Genomic DNA, 26,746 nt, shown 5'->3' with positions numbered 1-26,746 from the left:
AGGCGAGTAAACATAAATAAGAAACTTAGTTGACTGCTTCTTTCAGCGCTTTACCGGCTTTGAAGCCTGGTTTTTTTGCAGCTGCGATCTCCAGTGTTTTACCGGTCTGAGGGTTGCGGCCGATACGAGCAGGACGATCGGTCACGGAGAAGGTGCCGAAGCCCACCAGTACAACGGAGTCGCCGGCCTTCAGAGCGCCAGTGACGGATTCGATTACTGCGTCCAGCGCACGGCCAGCAGCAGCTTTCGGGATGTCAGCGGATGCGGCGATAGCATCAATCAGTTCCGACTTGTTCACTCTAAGTCCCCTTATATCTATCTATATTGAGTATATTTTCTAAGTTTTTGGTAAAGCCAAACAAACGCTGAATGGCCTTCTGACACTGGAAAGAGCCGCTTTATAACAAGGGCTCTAAAAAGCTGTCAAGGAAGGCCCCCCAGACTAATGCGTGCTAATTCTTTCCTTGGAGTCAGACTCGCGTTTTTCATCCTTTGCAACCATCTCGGGAGCCACATCCGGCAAGGGCTCCGGCGCGTATTGCAGCGCAATTTGCAGGACTTCGTCAATCCATTTAACAGGTTTGATCTGCAGATCCTGCTTGATGTTGTCAGGGATTTCCTTCAAGTCACGTACGTTCTCTTCAGGAATGATCACCGTTTTAATACCACCACGGTGTGCGGCCAGCAATTTTTCCTTCAAGCCGCCGATTGCCAGCACCTGGCCACGAAGGGTGATTTCACCCGTCATTGCGACGTCCGCGCGCACCGGAATCTGGGTCAGCGCCGAAACCAGCGCCGTGCACATGCCTACGCCCGCGCTGGGGCCGTCTTTTGGCGTCGCCCCTTCCGGCATATGGATGTGCGTGTCGCGCTTCTCGTGGAAGTCCAGAGGGATGCCCAGGCTCTTGGCGCGGCTACGAACCACGGTGAGGGCGGCAGTGATCGATTCGACCATCACATCACCCAACGAACCGGTCTTGATCAGCTGCCCCTTGCCCGGCACTACGGCCGCTTCGATGGTCAGCAATTCACCACCGACCTGCGTCCACGCAAGACCGGTCACCTGACCGATCTGATCCTGCTGCTCGGCAAGGCCGTAGCGGAATTTGCGCACGCCGAGATAATTTTCCAGCATCGCGGCAGTAACCACCATGGAAAAACGTTTCTCGGCCGCGTGCTCCTTGACTGCCTTGCGGCACACTTTGGCGATCTGACGCTCCAGGCTCCGTACACCCGCTTCGCGCGTGTAGTACCGGATGATGTCGCGTATGGCCTCTTGCTCGAACTCGATTTCGCCTTTTTTCAGGCCATTGGCAGCAATTTGCTTGGGCGAGAGATACTTGGTGGCGATGTTGATCTTCTCGTCTTCGGTGTAACCCGGCAGACGAATGACTTCCATACGGTCCAGAAGGGCCGCAGGGATGTTCATCGAGTTAGCGGTGCAGAGGAACATGACGTCCGAGAGGTCGTAATCGACCTCAAGGTAATGGTCATTGAAATTGTGGTTCTGCTCGGGATCGAGCACTTCCAGCAACGCCGATGCCGGGTCGCCGCGCATGTCGCTGCCCATCTTGTCGATTTCGTCGAGCAGGAACAGCGGGTTACGCACGCCAACCTTGGTCATTTTCTGGATCAGCCGACCCGGCATTGAGCCGATGTAGGTGCGGCGGTGGCCACGAATTTCAGCTTCATCGCGCACACCGCCCAAGGCCATGCGTACGAACTTGCGATTGGTAGCATTAGCGATGGACTCGGCCAGCGAGGTTTTACCCACGCCAGGAGGTCCGACCAGACACAGTACCGGACCACGAATCTTCTTCACGCGTTTTTGCACAGCGAGGTATTCAAGAATCCGCTCCTTGACTTCCTCAAGGCCGTAGTGATCAGCGTCAAGGATATCCTCGGCACGTGCCAGATCCAGCCGAACCTTGCTCTGAGCCTTCCACGGCACCTGAACCAGCCAGTCGATGTAGGAACGCACCACGGTAGCTTCAGCAGACATCGGCGACATCTGCTTGAGCTTGTTCAACTCGGCAGTGGCCTTGGTCATGGCATCTTTTGGCAGGCCAGCAGCATCGATGCGCTTTTTCAGCTCCTCGATTTCATTGTGGCCTTCGTCACCGTCGCCGAGCTCTTTCTGAATGGCCTTCATTTGCTCATTCAGGTAGTACTCGCGCTGGCTGCGCTCCATCTGCTTTTTGACGCGGCCGCGAATACGCTTCTCGACCTGCAGCAAATCGATTTCGGCATCCAGCAAAGCCAGCACGTGCTCAACGCGAGCACCCAGATCGATGATCTCGAGAATTTCCTGTTTCTGCTCGATCTTCAGCGCCATATGCGCAGCCATGGTGTCGACTAGGCGGCCCGGCTCGTCGATGCTGTTAAGCGAGGACAGGACTTCAGCCGGGACTTTCTTGCCCAGCTGCACGTATTGCTCGAACTGCGCCAGCAGGCTACGTACGAACACCTCGGACTCGCGATCGGGAGCATCGACCTCATCGATCAACGCCACTTCGGCGCGGTAATGGCCATCCACCTCGATGAAACGTTCGACGGAACCGCGCTGCTCGCCCTCGACCAGCACCTTGACAGTACCGTCCGGCAACTTGAGCAACTGCAATACGGTTGCAACCGTACCTACGCTATAAAGAGCGTCTTCACCAGGATCATCGTCTGCGGGATTTCTTTGCGCCAGAAGCAGGATCTGCTTGTCACCGGTCATCGCAGCTTCAAGGGCTTCGATGGACTTCTCGCGACCCACAAACAGTGGGATAACCATATGCGGATACACCACAACATCGCGCAATGGCAAAAGAGGCAATTCAATGGTCGTCTTCATGATTTCGCCTCTACAGCGGCCTTCAGGCCATGGACAGATAAAGTAAGCTGAAAACCAAGATGGGGGTAGGCACCCAAAAAAACAAGCATAGGTTGGTGTTAATACGAAAGAGGGATAAATGCAAAAAGGGCCCGAGGGCCCCTTTCGTTTTCCAGTCGCCCGGTACGAAGCCCTCAGGCTTACGCGTCGGGAGCCGCCTTGGCAGGTGGCTCGCTGTTTTCGTAGATCAACAGCGGCTTGGAGGTTCCTTCGATCACGCTCTCGTCGATCACCACTTTGCTCACGTCCGATTGCGACGGGATTTCATACATGGTGTCGAGCAGGACGCCTTCGAGAATGGACCGCAGACCACGGGCACCGGTCTTGCGCTCCAACGCACGACGGGCAACCGACTTGAGTGCGTCAGCGCGGAACTCCAGATCCACACCTTCCATTTCGAACAGCTTGGCGTACTGCTTGGTCAGCGCATTCTTCGGCTCGGTGAGAATCTGCATCAGCGCAGCTTCGTCGAGCTCGTCAAGGGTCGCCAGGACCGGCAGACGGCCTACGAACTCGGGGATCAGACCGAACTTGACCAGATCGTCAGGTTCGACTTCACGCAGGGACTCGCCAACCTTCTTGCCCTCTTCCTTGCTGCGAACTTCGGCGTTGAAGCCGATGCCACCTTTGGTAGAGCGATTCTGGATGACCTTTTCGAGCCCGGAGAACGCACCGCCACAGATGAACAGGATGTTGCGCGTATCCACTTGCAGGAATTCCTGCTGCGGGTGTTTACGACCACCCTGCGGCGGAACCGACGCTACAGTCCCCTCGATCAGCTTCAGCAAGGCTTGCTGCACGCCCTCGCCGGAAACGTCACGAGTAATGGAAGGGTTGTCGGATTTGCGCGAAATCTTGTCGATTTCGTCAATGTAGACAATGCCCATCTGGGCCTTCTCGACATCGTAATCGCATTTCTGCAACAGCTTCTGGATGATGTTTTCCACATCCTCACCCACATAACCAGCTTCGGTCAGGGTAGTGGCGTCGGCGATGGTGAATGGTACGTTGAGCAAACGTGCCAGCGTTTCAGCCAGCAGGGTCTTGCCGGAGCCCGTCGGGCCGATCAGCAGGATGTTGCTCTTACCCAGTTCAACGTCGTCATTTTTCTTGTCACGCTGGTTCAGACGCTTGTAGTGGTTGTACACCGCTACTGCGAGAACCTTCTTGGCACGCTCCTGACCAATGACGTACTGGTCAAGGATGCCGCTGATTTCTTTTGGCGATGGCAATTTATGCGCGCTGCTTTCTGCCTGTGCTTCCTGCACCTCCTCGCGGATGATGTCATTGCACAGGTCGACGCACTCGTCACAGATAAATACCGAGGGGCCGGCAATCAACTTGCGCACTTCATGCTGGCTTTTGCCGCAGAAGGAGCAATAAAGCAGTTTGCCGTTGTCCTCGCCGTTGCGGGTGTCAGTCATTCGATCGATCCAATCCGGTAGGCTTGCAACACAAGATGAAGGCAATTGCGGGCTTTTTCAAGTCCGCAGGTGGCGCGCAGATCGCGACCACCCGGGATTACTGCCTATCTAGCAATCATTTGATCATTTGACGTTTGTCGAGCACCGCGTCTACCAGACCGTATTCAGCAGCGCGCTCGGCGCTCATGAAGTTGTCGCGGTTGGTATCGCGTTCGATAGCCTCCAGCGACTGACCGGTATGGTGAGCCAGCAGCTCGTTCAGACGCTGGCGAATGTACAGGATTTCCTTGGCGTGAATATCGATGTCCGACGCCTGCCCCTGGAAACCGCCCAGTGGCTGGTGAATCATCACGCGGGAATTCGGCAGGGCGAAACGCTTGCCCTTGGCACCGCCTGCCAGCAGGAACGCGCCCATGCTGCAAGCCTGACCCATTACAGTGGTCGACACGTCGGGTTTGATGAACTGCATGGTGTCGTAAATCGCCATGCCAGCCGTCACCGAACCGCCTGGAGAGTTGATGTAGAGATGGATGTCCTTGTCCGGGTTTTCCGCTTCAAGGAAGAGCAACTGCGCCGAGATGAGGTTGGCCATGTAGTCTTCAACCGGCCCGACCAGGAATATGACGCGTTCCTTGAGCAGGCGGGAATAGATGTCATAGGCGCGTTCGCCACGGGCGGACTGCTCGATAACCATCGGGACCAGACCGCCAGCGGCCTGGATGTCAGAGTTCTGCTGAATATAAGAATTGCGGGACATGTCTCGCATTCACTCCCAAATAGTCATGTCTTGAATACGCATAAGCCAGCGCGAAGGCTGGCTCATGGTGTTTTCGAACGAGAGAAGGAATCAGTCGGCTTGTGGAGCTTCTACCGGCTTGACTGCCTCTTCGTACGAGACCGCTTTATCGGTCACGCTCGCTTTCTGCAAAACAGTATCCACAACTTGTTCTTCAAGCACAACCGAACGCACTTCGTTCATCTGCTGTTCGTTCTTGTAGTACCAGGCAACAACCTGCTCCGGCTCCTGATAAGCGGACGCCATTTCCTGGATCATTTCACGAACGCGGGCGTCGTCAGGCTTGAGGTCGAACTGCTTGACCACTTCAGCAACGATCAGGCCCAGCTCGACGCGGCGCTTGGCCTGCTCTTCGAACAGCTCGGCTGGCAGTTGATCAGGCTTGATGTTGCCGCCGAACTGTTGAACTGCCTGAACGCGCAGACGGTTCACTTCGTTTTCCAGCAGAGCCTTGGGCACTTCGATCGGGTTGGCGGCCAGCAGACCGTCCATTACCTGATTCTTGAGCTTGGACTTGATGGCCTGACGCAGTTCGCGCTGCATGTTCTTGCGAACTTCGGTGCGGAAGCCTTCGATACCGGTTTCCTTGATGCCGAACTGGTTGAAGAAAGCTTCGTTCAGCTCTGGCAGGGTCGGTGCCGATACGGTGTTGACGGTGACGGTGAACTCGGCGATTTTGCCAGCCAGTTCCAGATTCTGATAGTCCTCGGGGAAAGTCAGATTCAGAACGCGCTCTTCACCGGCCTTGGCGCCAACCAGACCGTCTTCGAAACCAGGGATCATACGGCCCGAACCCAGCACCAGCTGAGTGCCGGTCGCCGAACCGCCAGCGAATGCTTCACCGTCGATCTTGCCCACGAAGTCGATGTTCAACTGATCTTCGTTGGCAGCGGCACGGTCGGCCACTTCGAAACGGACGTTCTGCTTGCGCAGGATTTCCAGCATGTTGTCCAGGTCGGAATCAGCAACGTCAGCGGAAAGACGCTCAACGGAAACGGATTCGAAACCTGCGACGGAGAATTCAGGGAACACCTCGAAAGTAGCGATGTACTCCAGGTCCTTGCCTTTTTCGAAGGTTTTTGGCTCGACGGAAGGTGCGCCAGCCGGGTTCAGCTTTTGCTCTACGACAGCTTCGTAGAAGGTCGCCTGGATCAGATCGCCCAGTGCTTCCTGACGGGCACCGTCTTCATAACGCTGGCGGATCACGCTCATAGGCACTTTGCCAGGGCGGAAGCCCGGGATCTTGGCTTTACGTGCGGTCTGCTGCAGACGCTTGTTGACTTCAGTCTCGATGCGCTCAGCTGGCACGCCGATGGTCATGCGGCGCTCGAGAGCGGAAGTGTTTTCAACAGAAACTTGCATGGATATTCCTCGTTGCACAGACGTTAGCCGGCCGTTTCCGACCCCAGAATCAAGGGCAAGCATTCTAGTGGGTCAAACTCAAGAAGTCACCCTGCCGAAGCAGGGTAAGTACAGTGGAGTGCAACCAGTGCCGCGAGGAAGAACAGTCAGACCAGCGCGAGCGGTCTGGGACGCACCTTGCGCGCACCTATATAAGGAAGCGAGGTACAACCGAACATCAATCCCGCCCCTGGAAGCACCCCGGAAAAGATCACCATGAAAAACATGACGAGCTTCTGCCCAGCGCGAAACCGATACTCTGAAACAAAAAAAGCCGCACTAGGCGGCTTTTCGATCCCCGGGAAGGCGCGAGGCACCTCTCAGGGTTTGTAGCTGGTGCGGACGAAGAGACTCGAACTCTTACACCTCGCGGCGCTGGAACCTAAATCCAGTGTGTCTACCAATTCCACCACGTCCGCATTTGAAACGCTTAAAGCAAAGGCGCCAGACTATGAATCTGGCGCCTTTTCGAATATGGGGTGGACGAAGGGGATCGAACCCTCGACAACGGGAGTCACAATCCCGTGCTCTACCAACTGAGCTACGCCCACCATATTGCGTTGTAACCGACGCACTCAAATTGAATGCTACTTGTGCCAAAGCTGCCGTAATGGCGCACCCGGCAGGACTCGAACCTGCGACCATCCGCTTAGAAGGCGGATGCTCTATCCAGCTGAGCTACGGGCGCTTGATTAATTTGTATTCTTGCGACTACAAATCAAGAGCTTTCAATCACGCTGAGCCGTTCTAAACTCTACCTGACTTAATCAACCTTTCGACTTGATATTCCGTTTCCGGCCTATCCTGTGTGGGGTAGTGCCCGACAAGTGCGACGAATCTTATAGACCGCCTTTAAAGTCGTCAACACTTTTTTCTAAAAAATTCAGTTAATTAAAGGGCTTAGCTTATTAAGCGGACCAATCGCCTTTGCCCTTGCGTCTGGTCATGCGAGAATGCGCGCTCTTTTTTCCTCCCTTCCGATGGTTAATCACGCGTAATGACTGCAAAACTAATAGACGGCAAAGCGATCGCAGCCAACCTGCGCCAGCAGATCGCCAAACGAGTCGCTGAACGTCGCGAGCAAGGGCTACGCACGCCGGGCCTCGCGGTGATTCTGGTCGGTAGCGACCCGGCCTCTCAGGTTTACGTCTCGCACAAACGCAAAGACTGTGAAGAGGTCGGCTTCATCTCCCGGGCCTACGACCTGCCCAGCGAAACCACCCAGACCCAACTGACCGATCTGATCGACAGCCTCAACGACGATCCGGTCATCGATGGCATCCTGCTGCAGTTGCCTCTGCCCGCGCATCTGGAGTCTTCCAGACTGCTGGAGCGCATTCGTCCAGACAAGGATGTCGATGGCTTCCATCCTTATAACGTCGGTCGTCTGGCCCAGCGCATTCCGCTGCTGCGCCCCTGCACCCCGAAAGGCATCATGACCCTGCTGGAAAGCACCGGCGTCGACCTGTACGGCAAGGATGCAGTGGTTGTGGGCGCTTCCAACATTGTCGGCCGCCCGATGGCCATGGAGCTTCTGCTGGCGGGCTGTACTGTCACCGTGACTCACCGCTTCACGCAGGATCTGGCAGGCCATGTCGGCCGTGCCGATCTAGTGGTCGTGGCGGCGGGCAAACCGGGGCTGGTCAAGGGTGAGTGGATCAAGGAAGGCGCGATCGTCATCGATGTCGGCATCAATCGTCAGGACGACGGCAAACTCGTCGGCGACGTGGTTTACGAGACTGCCCTGCCCCGCGCTGGCTGGATCACGCCGGTGCCAGGCGGCGTAGGGCCAATGACCCGCGCCTGCCTGCTGGAAAATACGCTGTACGCGGCTGAGACGCTGCACGGTTGATCGAGAGGCGTATCCATGAAAAACAGCACCCGAGGTTCCGTTTTTTGTGCGCGGCATTAGTCAAATCCGTGAGTAACCAGCGGGAGCGAATTTATTCACGTCTAGGGGTACATCCAGCACCTTCTCCGCGGATGTACCCTTTTTCGCGTAGGCATTCGCTCCCACAGGTTTAGTTCGTGATCGCCCCCAAAGGGCAGGAGCGATCAGCGCATTATTTCCTGGCGTCCTCCCAGCTTTTCAGCAGGTCCGAGTAAGCGATGGTTTCGCCCTTCGGTTTCTCGTTGGCCAATTTGCGTTGTGGCGCAACGAACGCACCGTTGCTCTTCTCGGCCTTGGCGTACCACTCCTCAGCCGAGGTTTCCGGGTTCATCTTCGGTGCACAACCGCTGGCTTCCTGGACCTTGGAGCGCTCGATCCGCGTCATGATCGCGTCCTGATCCTTGGCCAGCCCGTCCAGCGCCGCTTGCGCGGTTTTCTCGCCGGTCACTGCCTCAGCCACATGGCTCCACCACAGCTGTGCCAGTTTCGGGTAGTCCGGAACGTTGGTGCCGGTTGGAGACCACTGGACCCGGGCCGGGCTGCGATAGAACTCCACCAGACCACCGAGTTTGGGGGCCAGCGCAGTCATCTCCTTGGAGTTGATATCCGACTCGCGAATCGGCGTCAGACCGACGATGGTTTTCTTCAGCGATACCGATTTTGACGTCACGAACTGCGCATAAAGCCAGGCGGCATTGCGACGTTTTTCGTCAGAGGACTTGAGGAAGGTCCACGACCCCACGTCCTGATAGCCCAGCTTCATCCCCTCTTTCCAGTAAGGTCCTTTGGGCGACGGCGCCATCCGCCATTTCGGCGTGCCGTCGGCATTCATTACCGGCAGACCTGCTTTGGTCATGTCGGCAGTGAAGGCGGTGTACCAGAAAATCTGCTGCGCGACGTTGCCTTGCGCCGGCACAGGCCCCGACTCAGAGAACGTCATGCCCGCAGCCTCCGGCGGCGCGTAGGCTTTAAGCCAGTCGATGTACTTCTGGGTTGCGTAAACAGCGGCCGGGCCGTTGGTATCGCCGCCACGGGTAATGCTCGATCCGACCGGGTGGCAGTCCTCGACTCGAATCCCCCACTCGTCCACCGGCAGACCATTTGGCAGTCCCTTGTCGCCGCTGCCTGCCATGGAAAACCAGGCATCGGTAAAGCGCCAGCCCAGGGAGGGGTCTTTCTTGCCGTAGTCCATGTGACCGTAGACTTTCTTGCCGTCGATTTCCTTGACGTCTTCGCTGAAGAATTGGGCGATGTCTTCATATGCCGACCAGTTCACCGGCACGCCCAGCTCATAGCCGTACCTGGCCTTGAACTTCTGTTTCAGGTCCGCACGTTCGAACCAGTCGGCGCGGAACCAGTAAAGGTTGGCGAACTGCTGGTCGGGCAACTGATAAAGCTTGCCATCGGGTGCGGTGGTGAACGACGTGCCGATGAAGTCCTTGATATCCAGCGTAGGAGACGTAACCTTCGCGCCTTCCGGGCTGGCCATCAGGTCTGTCAGGGACAGCGCCTTTCCGTAGCGGAAGTGCGTACCGATCAGGTCGGAGTCGTTAACCCAACCGTCATAGATACTCTTGTCGGACTGCATGGCCGTCTGCAGTTTCTCGATGACGTCGCCCTCCTGAAGCAGGTCGTGCGTCACCTTGATGCCAGTGATTTCGGTAAAAGCCTTGGCCAGCGTCTTAGACTCGTATTCGTGGGTGGTCAGGGTTTCCGAAACCACCTTGATGTCCATGCCGCGAAACGGCTCAGCTGCCTTGATAAACCACTCCAGTTCCTTGAGCTGGTCCGCGTCGGACAGGGTGGTCGGCTTGAATTCGCTGGCCGCCCATTTCTTTGCCGCGTCCTCGTACTGATCAGCCCACGCGGTAATGCTCAAACCGCTGAGCATTACCATGGTCGCTACCGTCACACTATGTCGCAGCTTGTTTTTCTTATTGAACATAGACACCTCCAGTGTTGATTCTTATGTAGTCCCGCGTTTCAACCCATTTGCATTTTGTTGGCAGGAGCGTGTTTGCCTTCCTGCCGCCAACGCCTTTCACCCCCATCGCATCACCACCAACAGCCAGACCAGAGACAGCCCGGAGGCGACCCAGATGTTCCAGTCGGTCGCCCCAACCACCAGCAGATGCAGGTAGGCGCTGCCGAGAAGACCGATAAACAGCCGGTCGCCGCGGGTGGTGGAAATCGGCAGAAAACCACGACGTTCGATACTCGCCGAGCGCAGCTCCCAGACGGTCATTGCCACCAGAATGGCGGCAATGGACGCAAAGAAAATCGCGGTCGGTAATGTCCAGGACATCCACTCCATTTTTCGACTCCTCAGACACGACCAAGGGCAAAACCCTTGACCACGTGATTGCGAACGAACCAGATCACCAGCATGCCCGGCAGGATCGTCAACACCCCCGCCGCCGCCAGCACGCCCCAATCGATCCCCGATGCCGATACCGTGCGCGTCATGACCGCGGCAATCGGCTTGGCGTTGACCGATGTCAGGGTCCGCGCCAGCAACAGCTCTACCCAGGAAAACATGAAGCAGAAGAACGCCGTCACACCGATGCCCGAGCCAATCAGCGGAATGAAAATCTTGCCGAAGAATTTGGGAAAGCTGTAACCGTCGATGTAGGCCGTTTCGTCGATTTCCTTCGGCACCCCGGACATGAAGCCTTCGAGAATCCACACCGCCAGCGGTACGTTAAACAGGCAGTGCGCCAGTGCCACCGCAATGTGGGTATCGAACAGTCCGATGGACGAATAAAGCTGGAAAAACGGCAGCAAGAACACCGCAGGTGGCGCCATGCGGTTGGTCAGCAGCCAGAAGAACAGGTGCTTATCGCCGAGAAAACGATAGCGGGAAAACGCGTAAGCCGCGGGCAGTGCCACGCTCAGCGAAATCACGGTGTTCAGGCAAACGTAGTACAGCGAGTTGATGTAACCGCTGTACCAGCTCTCATCGGTGAAGATGACCTTGTAGTTGGCGAGGGTAAAGTCCTGTGGGAACAGCGTCAGGCCGCCGAGGATTTCAGTGTTGGTCTTGAACGACATGTTCACCAGCCAGTAGATCGGCACCAGCAGAAACAACAGGTAAATCCACAACGGCACGATCTTTTTCAACGACAGTTTTTCGCGCTTGCTCATGGGCCGCTCCTCAGTTCTTTTCGCCGTGGGTCATGGCGGTGTAAAACACCCACGACACCAGCAGGATGATCAGGAAATACACCAGCGAGAATGCCGCCGCCGGGCCCAGGTCGAACTGGCCGAGGGCCATGGTAGTCAGGGTCTGGCTGAGGAAGGTCGTTGAATTGCCCGGCCCGCCGCCGGTTAATACGAACGGCTCGGTGTAAATCATGAAGCTGTCCATGAAGCGCAACATCACCGCGATCAGCAGCACGCTCTTCATCTTGGGCAACTGGATATGTCGGAACACCGCCCAGCTGGATGCCCGATCAATGCGTGCGGCCTGGTAGTACACGTCCGGAATTGCCCGCAGACCCGAATAGCAAAGCAGCGCCACCAACGAGGTCCAGTGCCAGACATCGATCACCAACACAGTCACCCAAGCGTCCGATGCATTGGCGGCGTAGTTGTAGTTGATGTGCAAGACATTGTTCAGCGCATAACCGAGCAGGCCGATGTCGCCACGGCCGAAAATCTGCCAGATGGTGCCGACTACGTTCCAGGGGATCAGCAGCGGGATGGTCATCACGATCAGGCACAATGAAGACCAGCGGCCCTTGGTCGGCATGGTCAGGGCGATACCGATACCCAGCGGAATCTCGATCAGCAACACGCAGAACGAATAGATGAACTGGCGTAACAGCGAGTCATGCAGGCGCGGGTCCTGCAACACCTGCCTGAACCAGTCGGCGCCCACGAAGTAACGGCTGGACTGGTCGAAGATGTCCTGCACCGAGTAATTGACTACGGTCATCATCGGAATGATGGCGCTGAACGCCACCAGCAGAAACACCGGCAATACCAACCACCAGGCCTTGTTGTTCTGCACCTTAGTCATGGGGCACCTCATTGGCGGGCGTGTGATTGGCGGCTTCCAGCAGAAATTCATCGGCGTAGAGCATCAGCCACTGCGCCGGGAAACTGATCCAGGCCTGGCCCTGAGGCACAGGTTTGTCTTCCTGCAGGCGAACCTTGAGCGACTGGCCGGCCAGGTTCAGGGTAAGGATCTTGTAGGTCCCCAGATCCTCGACATAGGTCACGTCGGCGCACATGGCTTCGCCGAAAGAGCCGTCCCAGACATGCACGAACTCCGGTCGAATCCCGACTTTCAGCGTGCTCCATTGCGTTGCCGCCAGGCGCTGTTGCAAGGCTTCGGGCAAAGGCAGATGGATGCCCCCAAAACCAACGCCGCCTGCCTCGGGCCTGACCTCGATGAGGTTCATGCCGGGGCTGCCGATAAAGTAGCCGACGAAGGTGTGATGAGGTTTTTCGAACAGCTCTCGCGGGGTGCCGAACTGCACGATCTGGCCGCCGTACATCACTGCGATCTTGTCGGCGAAGGTCGAAGCCTCCAGCTGATCGTGGGTGACGTAGACCATGGTGATGTTGAACTGCTCGTGGATCTGCTTGAGCTTGCGTCGCAGTTTCCACTTCAGGTGAGGGTCGATCACGGTCAGTGGCTCATCGAACAGAATCGCCGACACGTCGTCGCGTACCAGCCCGCGCCCCATCGAAACCTTCTGTTTCTCGTCGGCAGTGAGGTTTTTGGCTTTCTTCTTCAGCAGCGGCTGCAGGTCCAGCACATCGGCAATTTCCTGCACCTTGGTCTGAACCTTCGCTTCGCTCATGCCTTGGTTACGCAGGGGAAACGCCAGGTTGTCGAACACCGTCATGGTGTCGTAGACCACCGGAAACTGAAAAACCTGAGCAATGTTGCGCTGCTCCGGTGACAGGTCGTTGACCACTGTGGAATCAAACATCACCTTGCCTTCCGACGGGCTGAGCAGGCCGGAAATGATGTTGAGCAAGGTCGATTTGCCGCAGCCGGACGGCCCGAGCAAGGCATACGCCCCTCCCTGCTCCCAGATGTGGGTCATCTCGCGGATCGCGTAGTCCTCAGGGCCACTGGGGCTTGCGCTGTAGCTATGCGCGAGGTGTTGCAAGCGAATCTCAGCCATCAGGCAACCCTCGCCATGCGCAGGCCCGGCGCCTGGATAAGGCCGCCCTGCTGATCGAATACAAACAATTTGTGAGTCGGGATGTACACGCGGATCGGCGTATCGACGTCGTACTCGTGAACGCCCGGCAAATGCAGCACTAGCGCGAAATGTTCGTTGCGCACATGCAGGAAGGTTTCCGAGCCGCTGATTTCCGCCAGCTCCACGGTCACCGCCAGTTCCAGATCGTCGTCGTTGGACGGCACCAGGCTCAAATGACTGGGACGTACGCCGAAACCGTACTCGCCATCGCCGATCTTGCGCAGATCAACGTTGAGCGGGAAATGCACGAAGTTGGCAAAACTCACTTCGTTGCCGTCGATGCGGCCCGGCATCAGATTGATCGGCGGCTCGGAGAACAACTCGGCGGCCAGCACGGTTTTGGGCTGGTGATAGACCTCGGGGGTCCTGCCGCTCTGGATAAGTCGGCCCTCGTGCAGGATCGTTGTGGTCCCGCCCAGGGCCAACGCTTCGTTGGGCTCGGTGGTTGCGTACACCGCAATGGTGTTACGGGTCTCGAACAACTGGCGCATTTCCTGGCGCAGTTCTTCGCGCAACTTGTAATCGAGATTGACCAGCGGCTCGTCGAACAGGATCAGTTCGGCATCCTTGACCAATGCGCGAGCCATGGCCGTGCGTTGCTGCTGACCGCCGGAAAGTTCAAGCGGGTGGCGAGTGAGGAATGTTTCGATGCGCAGCATCCTGGCGGTCTCACGCACGCGGCTTTCGACTTCTTCCCTGGACATCTTCGCCTGACGCAGCGGCGAGGCGATATTGTCGAAAACGGTCATGCTCGGGTAATTGATGAACTGCTGATAAACCATGGAAACGTTGCGATGACGAACCGCAACCTGGGTGACATCTTTGCCATTCATCAGTACCCGACCGCTGTCTGGCTTGTCCAGACCGGCCATCAAGCGCATCAGGCTGGTCTTGCCTGATAAGGTGCGCCCCAGCAATACGTTGAATGAGCCAGGTTCGAAGCTCAGTGAAACATCGTCGATCCAGATCTGACCGTCGACGGCTCGGCTGACGTGCTCAAGCGTGAGAGACATGGCGTGCCCTTTTTATTTGTCTTGTTCGGGGTGTTGCACTGGGTCGGGATATTCATCGACCGCCTGTTGGATAGCGAAAATCGTGCCAGTCGACATTCGTTAGCGAACAATCACCCTTAAGGCCCAGCCTAGAGTGCTCGAACCAACATGCAGGATGAACTGATCTTCGATGATGAACAAAAATGAACAGTAAAGACTGAACACCTGAACACATTGAACGTTGACTTTGAACAATCCTCAACAACAATGGATGGACGCTTCGAGCACGGATGCTCCGCCGAAAAGCTGTATCCCAATAACAATAAAAGCTCGCGCACGGAATACCGCCATGGCCATACACGCCGCATCCCTCGCTCACGACACCATCATTCAGGACTCTTGGGCACGCTGCCGTGAATTCGGCCTCGATCACCAGTCCAGCCCGGCCTATGGCCGCTTGCCCGAGCAGCAGGTTGCACTCTTGCTGGAGCGCCATCACGCACTGGTGCAGACCACCCATCAACAAGTCCTGCCGTTCTACGAAAATATTCTCAGCAACTCCAATTGCCTGATTCTGCTGGCCGACCAACAGGGCCAGGTGCTCAATTCCTGGGGCACCAAGCGCTTCATCGAGCCGGCTCAGCAAAAGGGCTTCGTCGCCGGAGCCAACTGGCTCGAACAGGGGGTCGGCACCAACGCCATCGGCACTGCGCTGGCTTGTGAACAGGCCGTTCACATCGAGCACCACGAACACTTTCTCAAGGCCAACCGCTTCATGACCGGCTCTGCGGCACCGATCTTCGATGCCTCGCGGCGGATGGTTGCGGTGCTCGATGTGTCCAGCGACAGCTTCCTGCCACCCTCCCACACCCTGGGGATGGTGAAGATGATGAGCCAGACCATCGAAAACCGGCTGATCCTCGACCAGTTCCAGAACGGCTACTTTCAGCTGATTTTCAACACGGGTCTGAACAACCTCGACAGTCAGTGGGCCGGACTGTTGGTGTTCGATGAGAGCGGCCGCATCCTCTGCGCCAATCGCCGCGCCGACACGCTACTGGGCGTGAGTCTGCTGCACGTGAATATCGAGAACCTGTTCAAGGCACCGGTCGCGCATTTGCTTGATCAACAGGAGGGCCTGCCCTTTCCTCTGCAGGCCTCGGGGCATAACCGTTTTCACTGTCTGATCAAACGACCGAAAGCGGCAGTGCTGAAATTTAGAACGGTGTCCGCGCCGGGGAAAGCCCAATGTCAGGTATCCACAGCCTTGGGCACTGGCGATGAGAAGGTCGCCAAAGCCTCGCGTCAGGCCCAGCGTCTGCTGGAGAAAAACGTTCCGCTGTTGATTCTCGGCGAGACCGGCGCGGGCAAAGAGGTCTTCGTCCGAAACCTGCATCAGGCCAGTTCTCGGGCCGACCAGCCGTTTATCGCGGTGAACTGTGCAGCGATCCCTTCGGAACTGGTCGAGGCCCAATTGTTCGGTTATGAAAAGGGCGCGTTCACTGGCGCGCACCACAAAGGCAGCATCGGCCTGATTCGCAAAGCCGACAAAGGCACCTTGTTCCTCGACGAAATCGGCGACATGCCGCTGACCGTTCAGGCGCGGCTGCTGCGGGTTTTGCAGGAGCGCTGTGTACAGCCGCTGGGCAGCAGCGAACTGTTCCCCGTGGATATCCGTGTCATCTCGGCCACCCATTGCTCATTACGCGAACAGGTGCAAAACGGGCGGTTTCGCCAAGACCTGTATTACCGCATCAGTGGCCTGAACCTCGAACTGCCAGCGCTGCGCGAGCGCACCGATAAGGCAGAACTGGTGCAGGCAATTTGGCAACAGCATCGCGAACCCCAGCAGACGGCAGGGTTCGACGCCTCAGTCCTGGCGCTGTTCGACAGGCACCCCTGGCCCGGTAATTTGCGTCAGTTGAGCAACGTGATTCAGGTGGCCCTGGCGCTGGCCGACGAGCAGCCGATTTCCATTGAGCACCTGCCAGCAGATTTCTTCGCCGATCTGGACATAGACAACGACAACGGCCAACCGCAAATCGCCTTTAACCCCAAGGCTGCGCTGGAGACACCTGAGGAGTTGAACGAGTTGCTGCAGGCCGCTGGCGGCAACATCTCCCAGTTGGCCAAGAGGCTGGGGGTCAGTCGTAATACGCTTTATAAGCGCCTAAGAGAGCAAGGTTTCTAGTCAAAAGCGATGATCGTTCCCACGCTGCGCGTGGTAACGATCAGGACGCCATCCCCTCAAGAACGCGCTTGCGGGGATAGCGACCCATCAGGCACAGACGGTCAGTCCGCCAATCGCCAGGTGGTGCCGCCTTTGCCATCCTCCAGCACCACACCCAAGGCCGTAAGCTGGTCGCGAATGCGGTCGGATTCGGCCCAGTTCTTGTCGGCTCGGGCCTGTAGGCGCGCAGCGATCAGCGCTTCCACTTCTGCCGCATCAACACGGCCTTCGGCGCCTGCGCGCAGGAAGTCGTCGGCTTTGAGCTGCAACACACCCAGCACGCAGGCCAGTTGCTTCAAGCGCGCCGCCAAACCTGCGGCTGCCGTGACATCGCTGTCACGCAGACGATTGATTTCGCGCACCATCTCGAACAGCACCGCGCAGGCTTCCGGGGTGCCGAAGTCGTCGTTCATGGCCGCGGAGAACCGCTCGACGAATGCGTCGCCACCCGCAGGCGCGGCGGCTGGCAGGCCTTTGAGCGCGTGGTAGAAACGCTCCAGCGCGCCCTTCGATTCTTTCAGGCTGTCTTCGGAATAGTTGATCGCGCTGCGGTAGTGGCTCGACACCAGCAGATAACGCACCACCTCCGGATGGTATTTATCCAGCACGTCGCGGATGGTGAAGAAGTTGTTCAAAGACTTGGACATCTTCTCGCCGTTGATGCGAATCATGCCGCAATGCATCCAGGCATTGGCGTAGGTCTTGCCGGTGGCGGCTTCGCTCTGGGCGATCTCGTTTTCGTGGTGCGGGAACTCCAGATCACTGCCGCCGCCATGAATGTCGAAGGTCTCGCCCAGGCAGCAGGTGGACATCACCGAGCATTCAATGTGCCAGCCTGGACGACCTGCGCCCCACGGCGAGTCCCAACTCGGCTCGCCCGGCTTGACGCCTTTCCACAGTACGAAGTCCAGTGGGTCTTCCTTGGCTTCGTCGACCTCAATCCGCGCACCAATGCGCAAATCTTCGATCTTCTTGCGCGACAGTTTGCCGTAGCCCAGGAATTTGCCGACACGGTAGTACACGTCGCCATTGCCGGGTGCGTAGGCGTAACCCTTGTCTATCAGGGCCTGGATCATGTCGTGCATGCCGCCGATATAGTCGGTGGCGCGCGGTTCGATGTCCGGCTTGAGAATGTTCAGGCGCGCTTCGTCTTCGTGCATCGCGTCGATCATTCGCGCGGTCAGGGCATCGTAAGGCTCGCCATTCTGGCGGGCGCGGTTGATGATCTTATCGTCGATGTCGGTAATGTTGCGCACGTAGGTCAGGTCATAGCCGCTAAAACGCAGCCAGCGGGTCACCAGATCAAAGGCGACCATGCTGCGGCCGTGGCCAATGTGGCAGTAGTCATACACGGTCATGCCGCAGACGTACATGCGCACCTTGTTGCCATCCAGCGGTTTGAAGACTTCTTTGCTCTTGGTGAGCGTGTTGTAGATAGAAAGCACGACGATTGCCTATTTATCAGAGCCGGTCAGGCCCGTACTCACTGGCCCCACGAATCGCGCAGGGTGACAGTGCGGTTGAATACCGGTTTACCGGGTTTCGAGTCCTTGATGTCCGCGCAGAAATAACCTTCGCGTTCGAACTGGAAACGGTCTTCCGGCGCAGCTTCGGCCAACGACGGTTCAGCCCGACAACCGGTCAGCACCTGCAGCGAATCCGGGTTGATGTTGTCCAGGAAGGTGGTGCCCTCTTCGGCTTTCTCAGGATTGGCCGAGCGGAACAGACGATCGTACAGACGCACTTCGCATTCGATGCTTTCAGCAGCCGGCACCCAGTGGATCACACCCTTGACCTTGCGCCCTTCGGGGTTCTTGCCCAGGGTTTGCGGATCGTAGGAGCAACGCAGCTCGACGATATTGCCGTCGGCATCCTTGATCGCCTCATCGGCACGAATCACGTAGCTGCCACGCAGGCGCACTTCGCCATTTGGCTCCAGACGCTTGTAGCCCTTTGGCGGCTCTTCCATGAAGTCATCGCGATCGATGTAGATCTCACGGGAGAACGGCAGCTTGCGTACGCCCAGTTCTTCTTTCTGCGGATGACGTGGCAGTTCGAGTTGATCGACCCTGTCTTGCGGGTAGTTGGTGATGACCACTTTCAACGGGCGCAGCACGCACATGGCGCGCGGTGCATTGTGGTCCAGGTCCTGACGGATGCTGAATTCGAGCATGCCGAAGTCGACCACGCCGTCGGAACGGTTGGTGCCGATCATTTCGCAGAAACTGCGGATCGACGCCGGGGTGTAGCCGCGACGACGGAAGCCCGACAGAGTCGACATGCGCGGGTCGTCCCAACCATGAACGTGCTTCTCATCGACCAGTTGCTTGAGCTTGCGCTTGCTGGTGATGGTGTAGTTCAGGTTCAGACGGGAAAACTCGTACTGACGCGGCTTGCTCGGCACAGACAGGTTGTCGAGGAACCACTCATACAGAGGACGATGGCTTTCGAATTCCAGGGTGCAGATCGAATGGGTAATGCCTTCGATGGCGTCCGACTGCCCGTGGGTGAAGTCATAGATCGGGTAGATGCACCAGGTGTCGCCGGTCTGATGGTGATGGGCGTGGCGGATGCGGTACAGGATCGGGTCGCGCAGGTTCATGTTCGGCGAGGCCATGTCGATCTTGGCGCGCAGCACGCGGGCGCCGTCTTCGAACTCACCGGCCTTCATGCGGGCGAACAGGTCCAGGTTTTCCTCGACGCTGCGCTCGCGGAACGGGCTGTTCTTGCCCGGTTCGGTCAGGGTGCCACGGTATTCGCGGGCCTGCTCGGGGGTCAGGTCATCGACATAGGCCTTGCCCGCCTTGATCAGCTCGACCGCCCAGTCGTGCAGTTGATCGAAATACTGCGAGGCGTAACGCACTTCACCGGACCACTCAAAGCCCAGCCATTTGACGTCGCTTTCGATGGCGTCGATGTATTCCTGGTCTTCCTTGGCCGGGTTGGTGTCGTCGAAGCGCAGATGCGTGACGCCACCGAACTCCTGAGCCAGACCAAAGTTGACGCAGATCGACTTGGCATGACCGATGTGCAGGTAGCCGTTGGGCTCCGGCGGAAAACGGGTCACGATCTTGGTGTGCTTACCCGAATCCAGGTCTGCCTGCACGATCGGGCGCAGAAAGTTGGTTGGAATTGCAGGGCCTGCCTTTGAATTCGCAGCGGCGTCTTGAGTGGGCTTGCTCATAGGATCCTTGAAAACCTAACTGTCTTGGCCAAGGTAGGCCGAATAAATCAAAGCGCCTATCATAGCCGAACCTGTCAAGCCCCTGACAGCGCGCAGTGACAAAACTGCCGAGATACGCCTTCCGTCATTTGCACCACGGGTATTGATCGCAACTTCCCGTTGCACGTCTAGCCTCTGTAAACTGCGCGCCAGGGTGAAATCGCCAGCCTCTATACGCTGCACGCTGCGATCGACACGTCCAACTTCGAATTCCCTATAAGAGTAGCCAAGATGACTCATGTAAAACTGACCACCAACCACGGCGACATCGTCCTGCAACTGGACGCTGAAAAAGCGCCGATCACCGTCGCCAACTTCATCGAATATGTGAAGGCGGGCCACTACGAGAACACCGTATTCCACCGCGTCATCGGCAACTTCATGGTTCAGGGCGGCGGTTTCGAGCCAGGCATGAAGGAGAAGAAAGACAAGCGCCCAAGCATCCAGAACGAAGCCGACAACGGCCTGCCGAACAACAAATACAGCGTCGCCATGGCCCGCACCATGGAGCCGCATTCAGCTTCGGCGCAGTTCTTCATCAACGTCGCTGACAACGGCTTCCTCAACCACAGCGCCAAGACCGTGCAGGGCTGGGGCTACGCAGTGTTCGGTGAAGTGGTCGAAGGTATGGACGTCGTTGACAGGATCAAAGGCGTTGCTACAACTTCCAAGGCTGGCCACCAGGATGTTCCGGCTGAAGACGTCATCATCGAGAAAGCAGAGATCGTTGAGTGATACTGCTGATCTCCGATCTGCATCTGGAAGAAGATCGCCCGGACATCACCCGGGCGTTTCTGGATCTGCTGAGTGACCGGGCGCGTGACGCCGAGTCGCTGTATATCCTCGGGGATTTTTTCGAAGCCTGGATCGGTGATGACGCGATGTCGCCGTTCCAGCGCTTGATCTGCCAAGCCCTGCGCGCGCTGAGCGACAGTGGCACGCAGGTATTTCTGATGCACGGCAATCGCGACTTCATGATTGGCAAAGCCTTTTGCACGGCGGCGGGTTGCACCCTGCTCCGCGACCCCAGTGTCGTGCAGTTCAACGGTGAGCCGGTGTTGCTGATGCACGGCGACAGCCTGTGTACCCGTGACGAAGCCTACATGCGCATGCGCCGCTATCTGCGCAATCCACTGACTTTATGGGTCCTGCGTCATCTGCCCTTGAGCACCCGGCACAAGCTGGCGCGCAAGCTGCGCAGCGAAAGCCGTGCGCAGACCCGCATGAAAGCCAATGCCATCGTCGATGTGACCCCCGAAGAAGTACCGCGAATCATGTCCGAGTACGGGGTAAAAACCCTGATTCACGGCCACACCCACCGCCCCGCCATTCATAAGCTGCAGATCGGCGACGACACCGCGCAGCGGATCGTACTTGGGGACTGGGACCGCGAGGGCTGGGCGTTACAAATCGACGAACAGGGCTTTCAACTGACATCTTTCGCGTTTGTGCCGCAGCAGCCGTTGGCGATTGGGCATACCCAAAGCCAGGGCTGAATACGATCAATCATCTGGGACTCTGTGGGGTTGAGCGTGTTCGTCAATGCTGAGCGCCAGGCGCGGCAGTTGATCGTTCCCACGCTGCGTGGGAACGGCGGGCAAAGCGCTCTGCGTCCAGGACCAGAAACGCAGAGCGTCGATCATCGCGCTACCACGCAGAGCGTGGGAGCAATCGCTATCGTCGCCCGAGTGGGTGCGCAATCATGCCTCTGACATGACCGCCCATCTAGTGCCCTGCCCCGGGTCCGGGCTTGGCCGAAAACGGTGGCTTGGCCATCCAGATCACCAGAATCAACGCAAAGAACAGCCAGCCCATCATGTAGAAATAATCCACCGTCGACATCATGTAGGCCTGACTGCTCACCATGCTGTCGAGCTGTGCATAGGCCTGATTGCTTGCCCCGCCGAGGGTTTCCAGTGCCTGGCGTGTGGTGGGCTCGTAGTTGTTCACACTTTCACTGAGATACGCGTGATGCATGTTGGCCCGACGAATCCAGATCCACGTAGTCAGCGACGCCGCGAAACTGCCGCCCAGATTACGCAGAAATGTCGCAAGCCCCGAACCATCGGCGATCTGCGAAGGTGGCAGGTCCGACAGCAGGATGCTCAGGGTCGGCATGAAGAACAGCGCAATCCCTGCCCCCATAAACAGCTGCACCAGGGCGATGTGTTCGAAGTCCACCTGACTGGTGAAGTTCGCACGCATGAAGCAGCTCAGCCCGATGCCGAAAAATGCCAGGCCCGCCAGCACCCGCAAGTCGAATTTGGGCGCGTACTTGCCCACCAACGGTGACAGCAATACCGGCAGCACGCCGATCGGGGCCACTGCAAGCCCGGCGTAGGTGGGGGTATACCCCATCTGCGTTTGCAACCACTGAGGGAGGATCAGGTTGATACCGAAGAATCCTGCGTAACCCAGTACCAGACAAATCGTCCCGGCCCGGAAGTTACGGAAGGCAAACAACCGCAGGTTGACCACCGGATGCTCGTCGGTCATCTCCCAGATCACGAACGCTGCCAGGCCGATCACCGAAATCACCGTGCCGATAATAATGAAGTTCGACGAGAACCAATCCAGGTCATTGCCTTTGTCGAGCACGATCTGCAGCGCGCCCACGCCGATGATCAAGGTTATGAGCCCCACGTAATCCATGGGTTGTCGGCTGGTGGTCACCGGCCGTGCGGCCATTTGCGTGCGCACCACAAAGGCTGCGAACAGACCGATCGGCACGTTAATGAAGAAGATCCAGGGCCAGGTGTAACTGTCAGTGATCCAACCTCCCAGAATCGGCCCGGCGATGGGCGCCACCACCGTCACCATCGCCAGCAATGCCAATGCCATCCCCCTTTTCGCCGGAGGGTAAACGGCAATCAGCAGCGTCTGGGTCATCGGGTAAAGCGGACCGGCAACCACACCCTGCAACACACGAAAGCCCACCAGCTCAGGCATGGACCTGGAAATACCGCAGAGAAACGAAGCCATCACGAACAGCACGGTGGCCCAGATGAACAGCTTCACCTCGCCGAAACGCCGACTTAGCCAGCCCGTCAGCGGCAGCGCGATCGCATTACTGACGGCAAACGAGGTAATCACCCACGTGCCCTGTTCGGAGCTCACCCCCAGGTTGCCGGAAATCGTCGGCAATGCGACGTTGGCAATGGTGGTGTCGAGCACCTGCATGAACGTCGCCAGCGACAGGCCAATGGTGGTCAACACCAGGCTTGGCGGCGTAAACGAAGCGGCAGCGTTGTTACTCATCGCGAATCCTTTGACACTCAGAAAGCGTTCCGGCCGGTCAGCCGGAACGAATGGATTGGCGGGTCAGCGCTGTGCCGCTTTGCTCGGCCCGGATGCGCTGTTTTCGTGGATGACGCGAGTGATCAGTGCGTCGGCCTCGGCTAGCTGTGTGCTGTACACATCAGTGGTGTACGAGGCCTGCTTGGGCGGCTGTTGCGCCAGCACCGGGCCGCTCTGGTCGTGCAGGTTGACGTCGACCACCGTCGAAAGACCGATACGCAGTGGATTCTTCGTCAGTTCATCGGCATTGATGTGGATCCGCACGGGCACCCGTTGCACGATCTTGATCCAGTTACCGGTCGCATTCTGCGCAGGCAGCAACGCGAACGCACTGCCCGTACCGGCGCCTACGCTGTCGACGGTGCCGCTGTACTTCACGTCGCCGCCGTACAGGTCGGCCTCGATATCCACCGGCTGACCGATGCGCATCTTGCCCAACTGGGTTTCCTTGAAGTTGGCGTCGATCCACAGCTGATTCAGCGGGATCACGGCCATCAGCGCAGTACCCGGCTGCACGCGTTGCCCCAGTTGCACCGTGCGCTTGGCGACGTAGCCGGTGACGGGCGCGATCAGTGTGCTTCGGGCACTGGACAGGTAAGCCTGACGCAGCTGAGCGGCGGCCGCTTTCACATCCGGGTGCGAGGACACTTGCGTGTCGTCGACCAATGCCGTGCTGGTCACCAATTGCTGCTGGACATTGGCCAGGGCACTTTGCGCGCTGGTCAGGTCATCCTTGGCGTGGGACAGCTCTTCCTGGGAAATCGCACCACCGGCGGCCAGATTACGCCGACGGTTGTAGTTGTCCTGAGCCCGTTGCACTTCGGCGCGCTGGGCCGCCAGTTGCGCCTTGAGGCCATCGACATTGCTGTACAAGCCACGCACCTGACGCACCACCTTGCCCAGATTGGCCTCGGCGCTTTGCTGCGCGACTTCGGCGTCGTTGGGGTCGAACTGCACCAGTACCTGGCCTTCGCGGACCAGATCACCATCGTCGGCACCAATGCTGACGACCGTTCCCGTCACTTGCGGAGTGATTTCCACCACGTTGCCATTGACGTAGGCATCGTCGGTGCTCTCGCTCCACTGCCCCCAGATTTCATACCAGGCCCAGACGCCCAGGCCCGCAAGAATCACGACGATCGCCAGACCGATCAGCAGCAGCTTGCGCTTGCGCGGATTTTTCTGCGGCTGACCCGGCTTGCCATCCTGCTGTTTGGCGTCCTGGGCGTCCTTTTGTTCGTTTGCAGCGTTGTTTTCGCTAGTGGCAGTAGCCATGACGATTACCTTAATGAGTCAGCGAAGCAGTTGACGGGACGGCCGGGGCGGAATTTTCGCCGGGTTTGCTCTCTTCGAAGCCTCCCCCCAGGGCCTGCATCAACTGGATCGAAAGATCGATTCGTTCCGCGTTGAGATCAGCCAGTTGGCGTTGTGACTGCAGCAATTGCTGCTCCACGGACAGCACGTCCAGGTAGTTACCGATTCCCGATGAATAGCGCTGAACCGCGGTGTTATAGGATTTCTGAATGACATCGGTTGCCTGCTGACGGGCATCGAGCTGCCCACCAATGGCCTGCAACTGACCGATGTTGTCGCTGACATCGCCCAAGGCCCGAACCAGGCTTTTGTTGTACTGCGCGACTGCCAGGTCATAGTCGGCATCGCGGGCATCCAGGTCGGCGCGACGACGGCCGCCATCGAAGAGCGGCAGCGAGACCGTTGGCGCTACATTGAAGAAGCGGCTGGCCGAGCCAAACATCGCGTCACCGAGCAACGACTCCACGCCCGCCGAAGCGCTGAGGTTCAGGTTGGGATAGAAGTTGGTCTTGCTGGCCGAGATGTCCTTGTTGGCCGCCTCGACCCGCCAGCGCGCCGCGACCAGATCAGGGCGGCGACCGAGCAGTTCGGCGGGCACCACCGAAGGCAAGGCCACTACGGCAGGCTTGAGCGCATTTGGCCGCTCCAGTGCCTCGCCGCGATCAGGGCCTTTGCCCATCAAAACAGCGAGGCTGATCTTCGCCGTACGCATGCGCCTGTCGGCGTCGACCAATGCTTCGCGGGAGCCCGCTTCCAGGCTTTCGGTCTGCTGATACTGGTACTCGCTGTCGATGCCGGACCTGAAGCGCTGCGCGCCCAGTTCCAGCAACTGCCGGGTACGCTTGAGGTCGTCGGCCGCCAGATCACGGATGACATAGGCTTGGCCGAGATCGCTGTAGGCGCGGGCGACATCGGCCGCCAGGGTCAACCGAGCGGCGCGCTGATCGATTTCATAGGCACGCACCTGCCCCACTGCTGCTTCCCAGGCCGCACGCTGGCCGCCCCACAGGTCGAAGTTGTAATTGAAGCTGGCACCCAGGCTGCGCAAGGTGCTGTAGCGGCCACCCTGGCCCGTCGGATCCTGATCCTTGGCCAGACGCGAACGGCTGACGCTGGCGTCGGCATCGACGGTCGGCATGCGATCGGCGTCAGCAGCATAGGCGGTAGCGGTGGCCTGATGCGTACGCGCGGCGGCGATCTGCATATCCGGGCTGTCACGCAGCGCTTCGCTGATCAGCGCGTTGAGCTGAGGGTCGCCAAGGCTGGTCCACCAGTCAGGTTTGGGCCAGGCGACCGGAGACAGGTTGATACCCTTGAGGCTTTGTCCGGCTTGCAGGCTGTTGGCATCGATACCGACGCCCTCGGTGTTCAGGCCCCTGGAACTGGCGCAGCCAGCCATGACCAGGGCGAAAAATACCAGACTTAAGGAAGTGCGCAGGGCAGGGCCCTGCTTGGGTCGAATGTTCATTGTCGTGCAATCCGGGCGAGCGTGATGGGGTCCGCTGAAGCAACCAGAATCTTGGTGAGGATCTTCTCGAGCGTAAGCAGCTCACTGTGTTCGAGCACACCGACCATTTCGTTCATCGCCTGAGCGCCGATCAGCGGCAACAGATCCGATAGTGCTTGACCGGCCCGCGTCAACGCCAAGCGCACTTGACGACGATCCGACTCGGATCGCGCACGGCTCAGCAAGCCTTTCTGTTCCAGCCGGTCGAGCATGCGAGTCATGGAGCCGCTGTCAAGCGACAGCATGCGACACAGGTCCGCCGGCGTCTCAGCGCAGAACCTGGCGATCATGATCAGCACCTTAAACTGCTGGGCAGTGACCCCCTGCGGCTCCAGATGCTTGTCGAGGATGCGGTTTTTCAGGTTTTCTGTACGGCCGAGCAGCATGCCAAACAGGCTTTCATTAAACGTCTCGGAAGTGAAATGCGCCATGGATTGCCACCCAATATCTGCCTAGGCAGTGAATTGGGGGCGATGTTACTGCCTAGGCAGCAAACACACAATGAAACATTTTTTAAGATGTGCTTTTACGGCCGGGTGTGCTTATCGGTGGCCGAATTTGTGGAGCGTTC

At 58.1% G+C, this 26,746-nt stretch carries 21 protein-coding genes and 3 tRNA genes; 4 read left to right on the top strand and 20 right to left on the bottom strand.

Annotation, left to right across the window (positions count from 1 at the left end; translation table 11 throughout):
- Positions 1-25: 25 nt before the first annotated feature.
- The 8 genes from EC915_RS16290 to EC915_RS16255 form a co-directional block, all read right to left on the bottom strand.
- Complete coding sequence (locus tag EC915_RS16290) at positions 26-298, bottom strand: HU family DNA-binding protein (protein WP_002552737.1); 273 nt, start codon at positions 296-298, stop codon at positions 26-28.
- Between the two features lie 144 nt (positions 299-442).
- Entirely contained in the window at positions 443-2,839 is a 2,397-nt protein-coding gene (gene lon / locus EC915_RS16285) for an endopeptidase La (protein ID WP_133751556.1), read from the bottom strand.
- Positions 2,840-3,018: 179 nt separating this feature from the next.
- Entirely contained in the window at positions 3,019-4,302 is a 1,284-nt protein-coding gene (gene clpX, locus EC915_RS16280; protein ID WP_133751555.1) for an ATP-dependent Clp protease ATP-binding subunit ClpX, read from the bottom strand.
- A 115-nt stretch (positions 4,303-4,417) separates the two neighbouring features.
- The gene (gene clpP, locus EC915_RS16275; protein WP_133751554.1) at positions 4,418-5,059 is read right to left on the bottom strand and encodes an ATP-dependent Clp endopeptidase proteolytic subunit ClpP; all 642 of its coding nucleotides are present in this window, start codon (positions 5,057-5,059) and stop codon (positions 4,418-4,420) included.
- Between the two features lie 90 nt (positions 5,060-5,149).
- Complete coding sequence (tig, locus tag EC915_RS16270; RefSeq protein ID WP_133751553.1) at positions 5,150-6,460, bottom strand: trigger factor; 1,311 nt, start codon at positions 6,458-6,460, stop codon at positions 5,150-5,152.
- Positions 6,461-6,833: 373 nt separating this feature from the next.
- Positions 6,834-6,918: transfer RNA gene (locus EC915_RS16265), tRNA-Leu, on the bottom strand.
- A gap of 56 nt (positions 6,919-6,974) precedes the next feature.
- Positions 6,975-7,050, bottom strand: a tRNA-His gene (locus EC915_RS16260).
- 60 nt (positions 7,051-7,110) lie between these two features.
- A tRNA-Arg gene (locus tag EC915_RS16255) sits at positions 7,111-7,187 on the bottom strand.
- 309 nt (positions 7,188-7,496) lie between these two features.
- Between EC915_RS16255 and folD the strand changes: the two genes are divergently transcribed.
- Positions 7,497-8,351, top strand: coding sequence for a bifunctional methylenetetrahydrofolate dehydrogenase/methenyltetrahydrofolate cyclohydrolase FolD (gene folD / locus EC915_RS16250; RefSeq protein WP_133751552.1), 855 nt, complete (start codon positions 7,497-7,499; stop codon positions 8,349-8,351).
- 211 nt (positions 8,352-8,562) lie between these two features.
- Here the strand turns inward: folD and EC915_RS16245 are convergent, their stop codons facing one another.
- From EC915_RS16245 to EC915_RS16220, 6 genes are all read right to left on the bottom strand, one after another.
- Positions 8,563-10,335 (bottom strand): ABC transporter substrate-binding protein, encoded by a 1,773-nt coding sequence (locus EC915_RS16245; protein ID WP_133751551.1) that lies wholly within the window; start codon positions 10,333-10,335, stop codon positions 8,563-8,565.
- A gap of 96 nt (positions 10,336-10,431) precedes the next feature.
- Positions 10,432-10,704, bottom strand: coding sequence for a DUF2160 domain-containing protein (locus tag EC915_RS16240; RefSeq protein WP_133751550.1), 273 nt, complete (start codon positions 10,702-10,704; stop codon positions 10,432-10,434).
- A gap of 11 nt (positions 10,705-10,715) precedes the next feature.
- The gene (locus tag EC915_RS16235) at positions 10,716-11,534 is read right to left on the bottom strand and encodes a carbohydrate ABC transporter permease (RefSeq protein ID WP_372237907.1); all 819 of its coding nucleotides are present in this window, start codon (positions 11,532-11,534) and stop codon (positions 10,716-10,718) included.
- A gap of 10 nt (positions 11,535-11,544) precedes the next feature.
- Positions 11,545-12,411: a carbohydrate ABC transporter permease gene (locus EC915_RS16230; RefSeq protein ID WP_133751549.1), complete on the bottom strand. Its 867-nt coding sequence runs from the start codon at positions 12,409-12,411 to the stop codon at positions 11,545-11,547.
- Complete coding sequence (locus EC915_RS16225; RefSeq protein ID WP_133751548.1) at positions 12,404-13,531, bottom strand: ABC transporter ATP-binding protein; 1,128 nt, start codon at positions 13,529-13,531, stop codon at positions 12,404-12,406. Before EC915_RS16225 ends, EC915_RS16230 begins: the two co-directional genes overlap by 8 nt.
- Positions 13,531-14,625, bottom strand: coding sequence for an ABC transporter ATP-binding protein (locus EC915_RS16220; protein WP_133751547.1), 1,095 nt, complete (start codon positions 14,623-14,625; stop codon positions 13,531-13,533). Before EC915_RS16220 ends, EC915_RS16225 begins: the two co-directional genes overlap by 1 nt.
- A 328-nt stretch (positions 14,626-14,953) precedes the next feature.
- Here EC915_RS16220 and EC915_RS16215 point away from each other — a divergent pair, with 328 nt between their 5' ends.
- The gene (locus EC915_RS16215; protein WP_133751546.1) at positions 14,954-16,795 is read left to right on the top strand and encodes a sigma-54-dependent Fis family transcriptional regulator; all 1,842 of its coding nucleotides are present in this window, start codon (positions 14,954-14,956) and stop codon (positions 16,793-16,795) included.
- Between the two features lie 101 nt (positions 16,796-16,896).
- On the opposite strand, the gene cysS is transcribed toward EC915_RS16215, so the two are convergent.
- Together cysS and EC915_RS16205 are read right to left on the bottom strand one after the other, a co-directional pair.
- The gene (cysS, locus tag EC915_RS16210; RefSeq protein WP_133751545.1) at positions 16,897-18,279 is read right to left on the bottom strand and encodes a cysteine--tRNA ligase; all 1,383 of its coding nucleotides are present in this window, start codon (positions 18,277-18,279) and stop codon (positions 16,897-16,899) included.
- Positions 18,280-18,317: 38 nt separating this feature from the next.
- Positions 18,318-20,018, bottom strand: a complete 1,701-nt coding sequence (locus EC915_RS16205) for a glutamine--tRNA ligase/YqeY domain fusion protein (RefSeq protein ID WP_133751544.1) — start codon at positions 20,016-20,018, stop codon at positions 18,318-18,320.
- 270 nt (positions 20,019-20,288) lie between these two features.
- Here EC915_RS16205 and EC915_RS16200 point away from each other — a divergent pair, with 270 nt between their 5' ends.
- Complete coding sequence (locus EC915_RS16200; protein ID WP_133751543.1) at positions 20,289-20,792, top strand: peptidylprolyl isomerase; 504 nt, start codon at positions 20,289-20,291, stop codon at positions 20,790-20,792.
- The gene (gene lpxH / locus EC915_RS16195) at positions 20,789-21,553 is read left to right on the top strand and encodes a UDP-2,3-diacylglucosamine diphosphatase (protein ID WP_133751542.1); all 765 of its coding nucleotides are present in this window, start codon (positions 20,789-20,791) and stop codon (positions 21,551-21,553) included. Before EC915_RS16200 ends, lpxH begins: the two co-directional genes overlap by 4 nt.
- Positions 21,554-21,782: 229 nt before the next feature.
- Here the strand turns inward: lpxH and EC915_RS16190 are convergent, their stop codons facing one another.
- From EC915_RS16190 to EC915_RS16175, 4 genes are all read right to left on the bottom strand, one after another.
- A complete protein-coding gene (locus EC915_RS16190; protein ID WP_133751541.1) occupies positions 21,783-23,315 on the bottom strand; it encodes a DHA2 family efflux MFS transporter permease subunit in 1,533 nt (510 codons plus the stop codon).
- Positions 23,316-23,378: 63 nt separating this feature from the next.
- Positions 23,379-24,629 (bottom strand): efflux RND transporter periplasmic adaptor subunit, encoded by a 1,251-nt coding sequence (locus EC915_RS16185; protein WP_133751540.1) that lies wholly within the window; start codon positions 24,627-24,629, stop codon positions 23,379-23,381.
- A gap of 10 nt (positions 24,630-24,639) precedes the next feature.
- A complete protein-coding gene (locus EC915_RS16180; protein ID WP_133751539.1) occupies positions 24,640-26,136 on the bottom strand; it encodes an efflux transporter outer membrane subunit in 1,497 nt (498 codons plus the stop codon).
- Entirely contained in the window at positions 26,133-26,606 is a 474-nt protein-coding gene (locus EC915_RS16175) for a MarR family winged helix-turn-helix transcriptional regulator (RefSeq protein ID WP_133751538.1), read from the bottom strand. The genes EC915_RS16180 and EC915_RS16175 overlap by 4 nt, the downstream gene beginning before the upstream one ends.
- Positions 26,607-26,746: the final 140 nt, after the last annotated feature.

This window comes from Pseudomonas sp. LP_7_YM, assembly GCF_004364435.1.
GTDB lineage: Bacteria > Pseudomonadota > Gammaproteobacteria > Pseudomonadales > Pseudomonadaceae > Aquipseudomonas.
The sequence above is the reverse complement of the archived record's forward strand: the minus strand, read 5'-3'. Positions and strand labels throughout refer to the sequence as shown.

Bases quoted from the DNA above. Each gene is read 5' to 3' on its own strand.
- EC915_RS16175 (WP_133751538.1), bottom strand. From the start codon at position 26,606: ATGGCGCATTTCACTTCCGAGACGTTTAATGAAAGCCTGTTTGGCATG.
- EC915_RS16235 (WP_372237907.1), bottom strand. From the start codon at position 11,534: ATGAGCAAGCGCGAAAAACTGTCGTTGAAAAAGATCGTGCCGTTGTGG.
- EC915_RS16230 (WP_133751549.1), bottom strand. From the start codon at position 12,411: ATGACTAAGGTGCAGAACAACAAGGCCTGGTGGTTGGTATTGCCGGTG.
- EC915_RS16180 (WP_133751539.1), bottom strand. From the start codon at position 26,136: ATGAACATTCGACCCAAGCAGGGCCCTGCCCTGCGCACTTCCTTAAGT.
- clpP (WP_133751554.1), bottom strand. From the start codon at position 5,059: ATGTCCCGCAATTCTTATATTCAGCAGAACTCTGACATCCAGGCCGCT.
- EC915_RS16225 (WP_133751548.1), bottom strand. From the start codon at position 13,531: ATGGCTGAGATTCGCTTGCAACACCTCGCGCATAGCTACAGCGCAAGC.
- clpX (WP_133751555.1), bottom strand. From the start codon at position 4,302: ATGACTGACACCCGCAACGGCGAGGACAACGGCAAACTGCTTTATTGC.
- EC915_RS16240 (WP_133751550.1), bottom strand. From the start codon at position 10,704: ATGGAGTGGATGTCCTGGACATTACCGACCGCGATTTTCTTTGCGTCC.
- EC915_RS16245 (WP_133751551.1), bottom strand. From the start codon at position 10,335: ATGTTCAATAAGAAAAACAAGCTGCGACATAGTGTGACGGTAGCGACC.
- EC915_RS16205 (WP_133751544.1), bottom strand. From the start codon at position 20,018: ATGAGCAAGCCCACTCAAGACGCCGCTGCGAATTCAAAGGCAGGCCCT.
- tig (WP_133751553.1), bottom strand. From the start codon at position 6,460: ATGCAAGTTTCTGTTGAAAACACTTCCGCTCTCGAGCGCCGCATGACC.
- EC915_RS16190 (WP_133751541.1), bottom strand. From the start codon at position 23,315: ATGAGTAACAACGCTGCCGCTTCGTTTACGCCGCCAAGCCTGGTGTTG.
- EC915_RS16200 (WP_133751543.1), top strand. From the start codon at position 20,289: ATGACTCATGTAAAACTGACCACCAACCACGGCGACATCGTCCTGCAA.
- EC915_RS16220 (WP_133751547.1), bottom strand. From the start codon at position 14,625: ATGTCTCTCACGCTTGAGCACGTCAGCCGAGCCGTCGACGGTCAGATC.
- folD (WP_133751552.1), top strand. From the start codon at position 7,497: ATGACTGCAAAACTAATAGACGGCAAAGCGATCGCAGCCAACCTGCGC.
- EC915_RS16185 (WP_133751540.1), bottom strand. From the start codon at position 24,629: ATGGCTACTGCCACTAGCGAAAACAACGCTGCAAACGAACAAAAGGAC.
- lon (WP_133751556.1), bottom strand. From the start codon at position 2,839: ATGAAGACGACCATTGAATTGCCTCTTTTGCCATTGCGCGATGTTGTG.
- EC915_RS16215 (WP_133751546.1), top strand. From the start codon at position 14,954: ATGGCCATACACGCCGCATCCCTCGCTCACGACACCATCATTCAGGAC.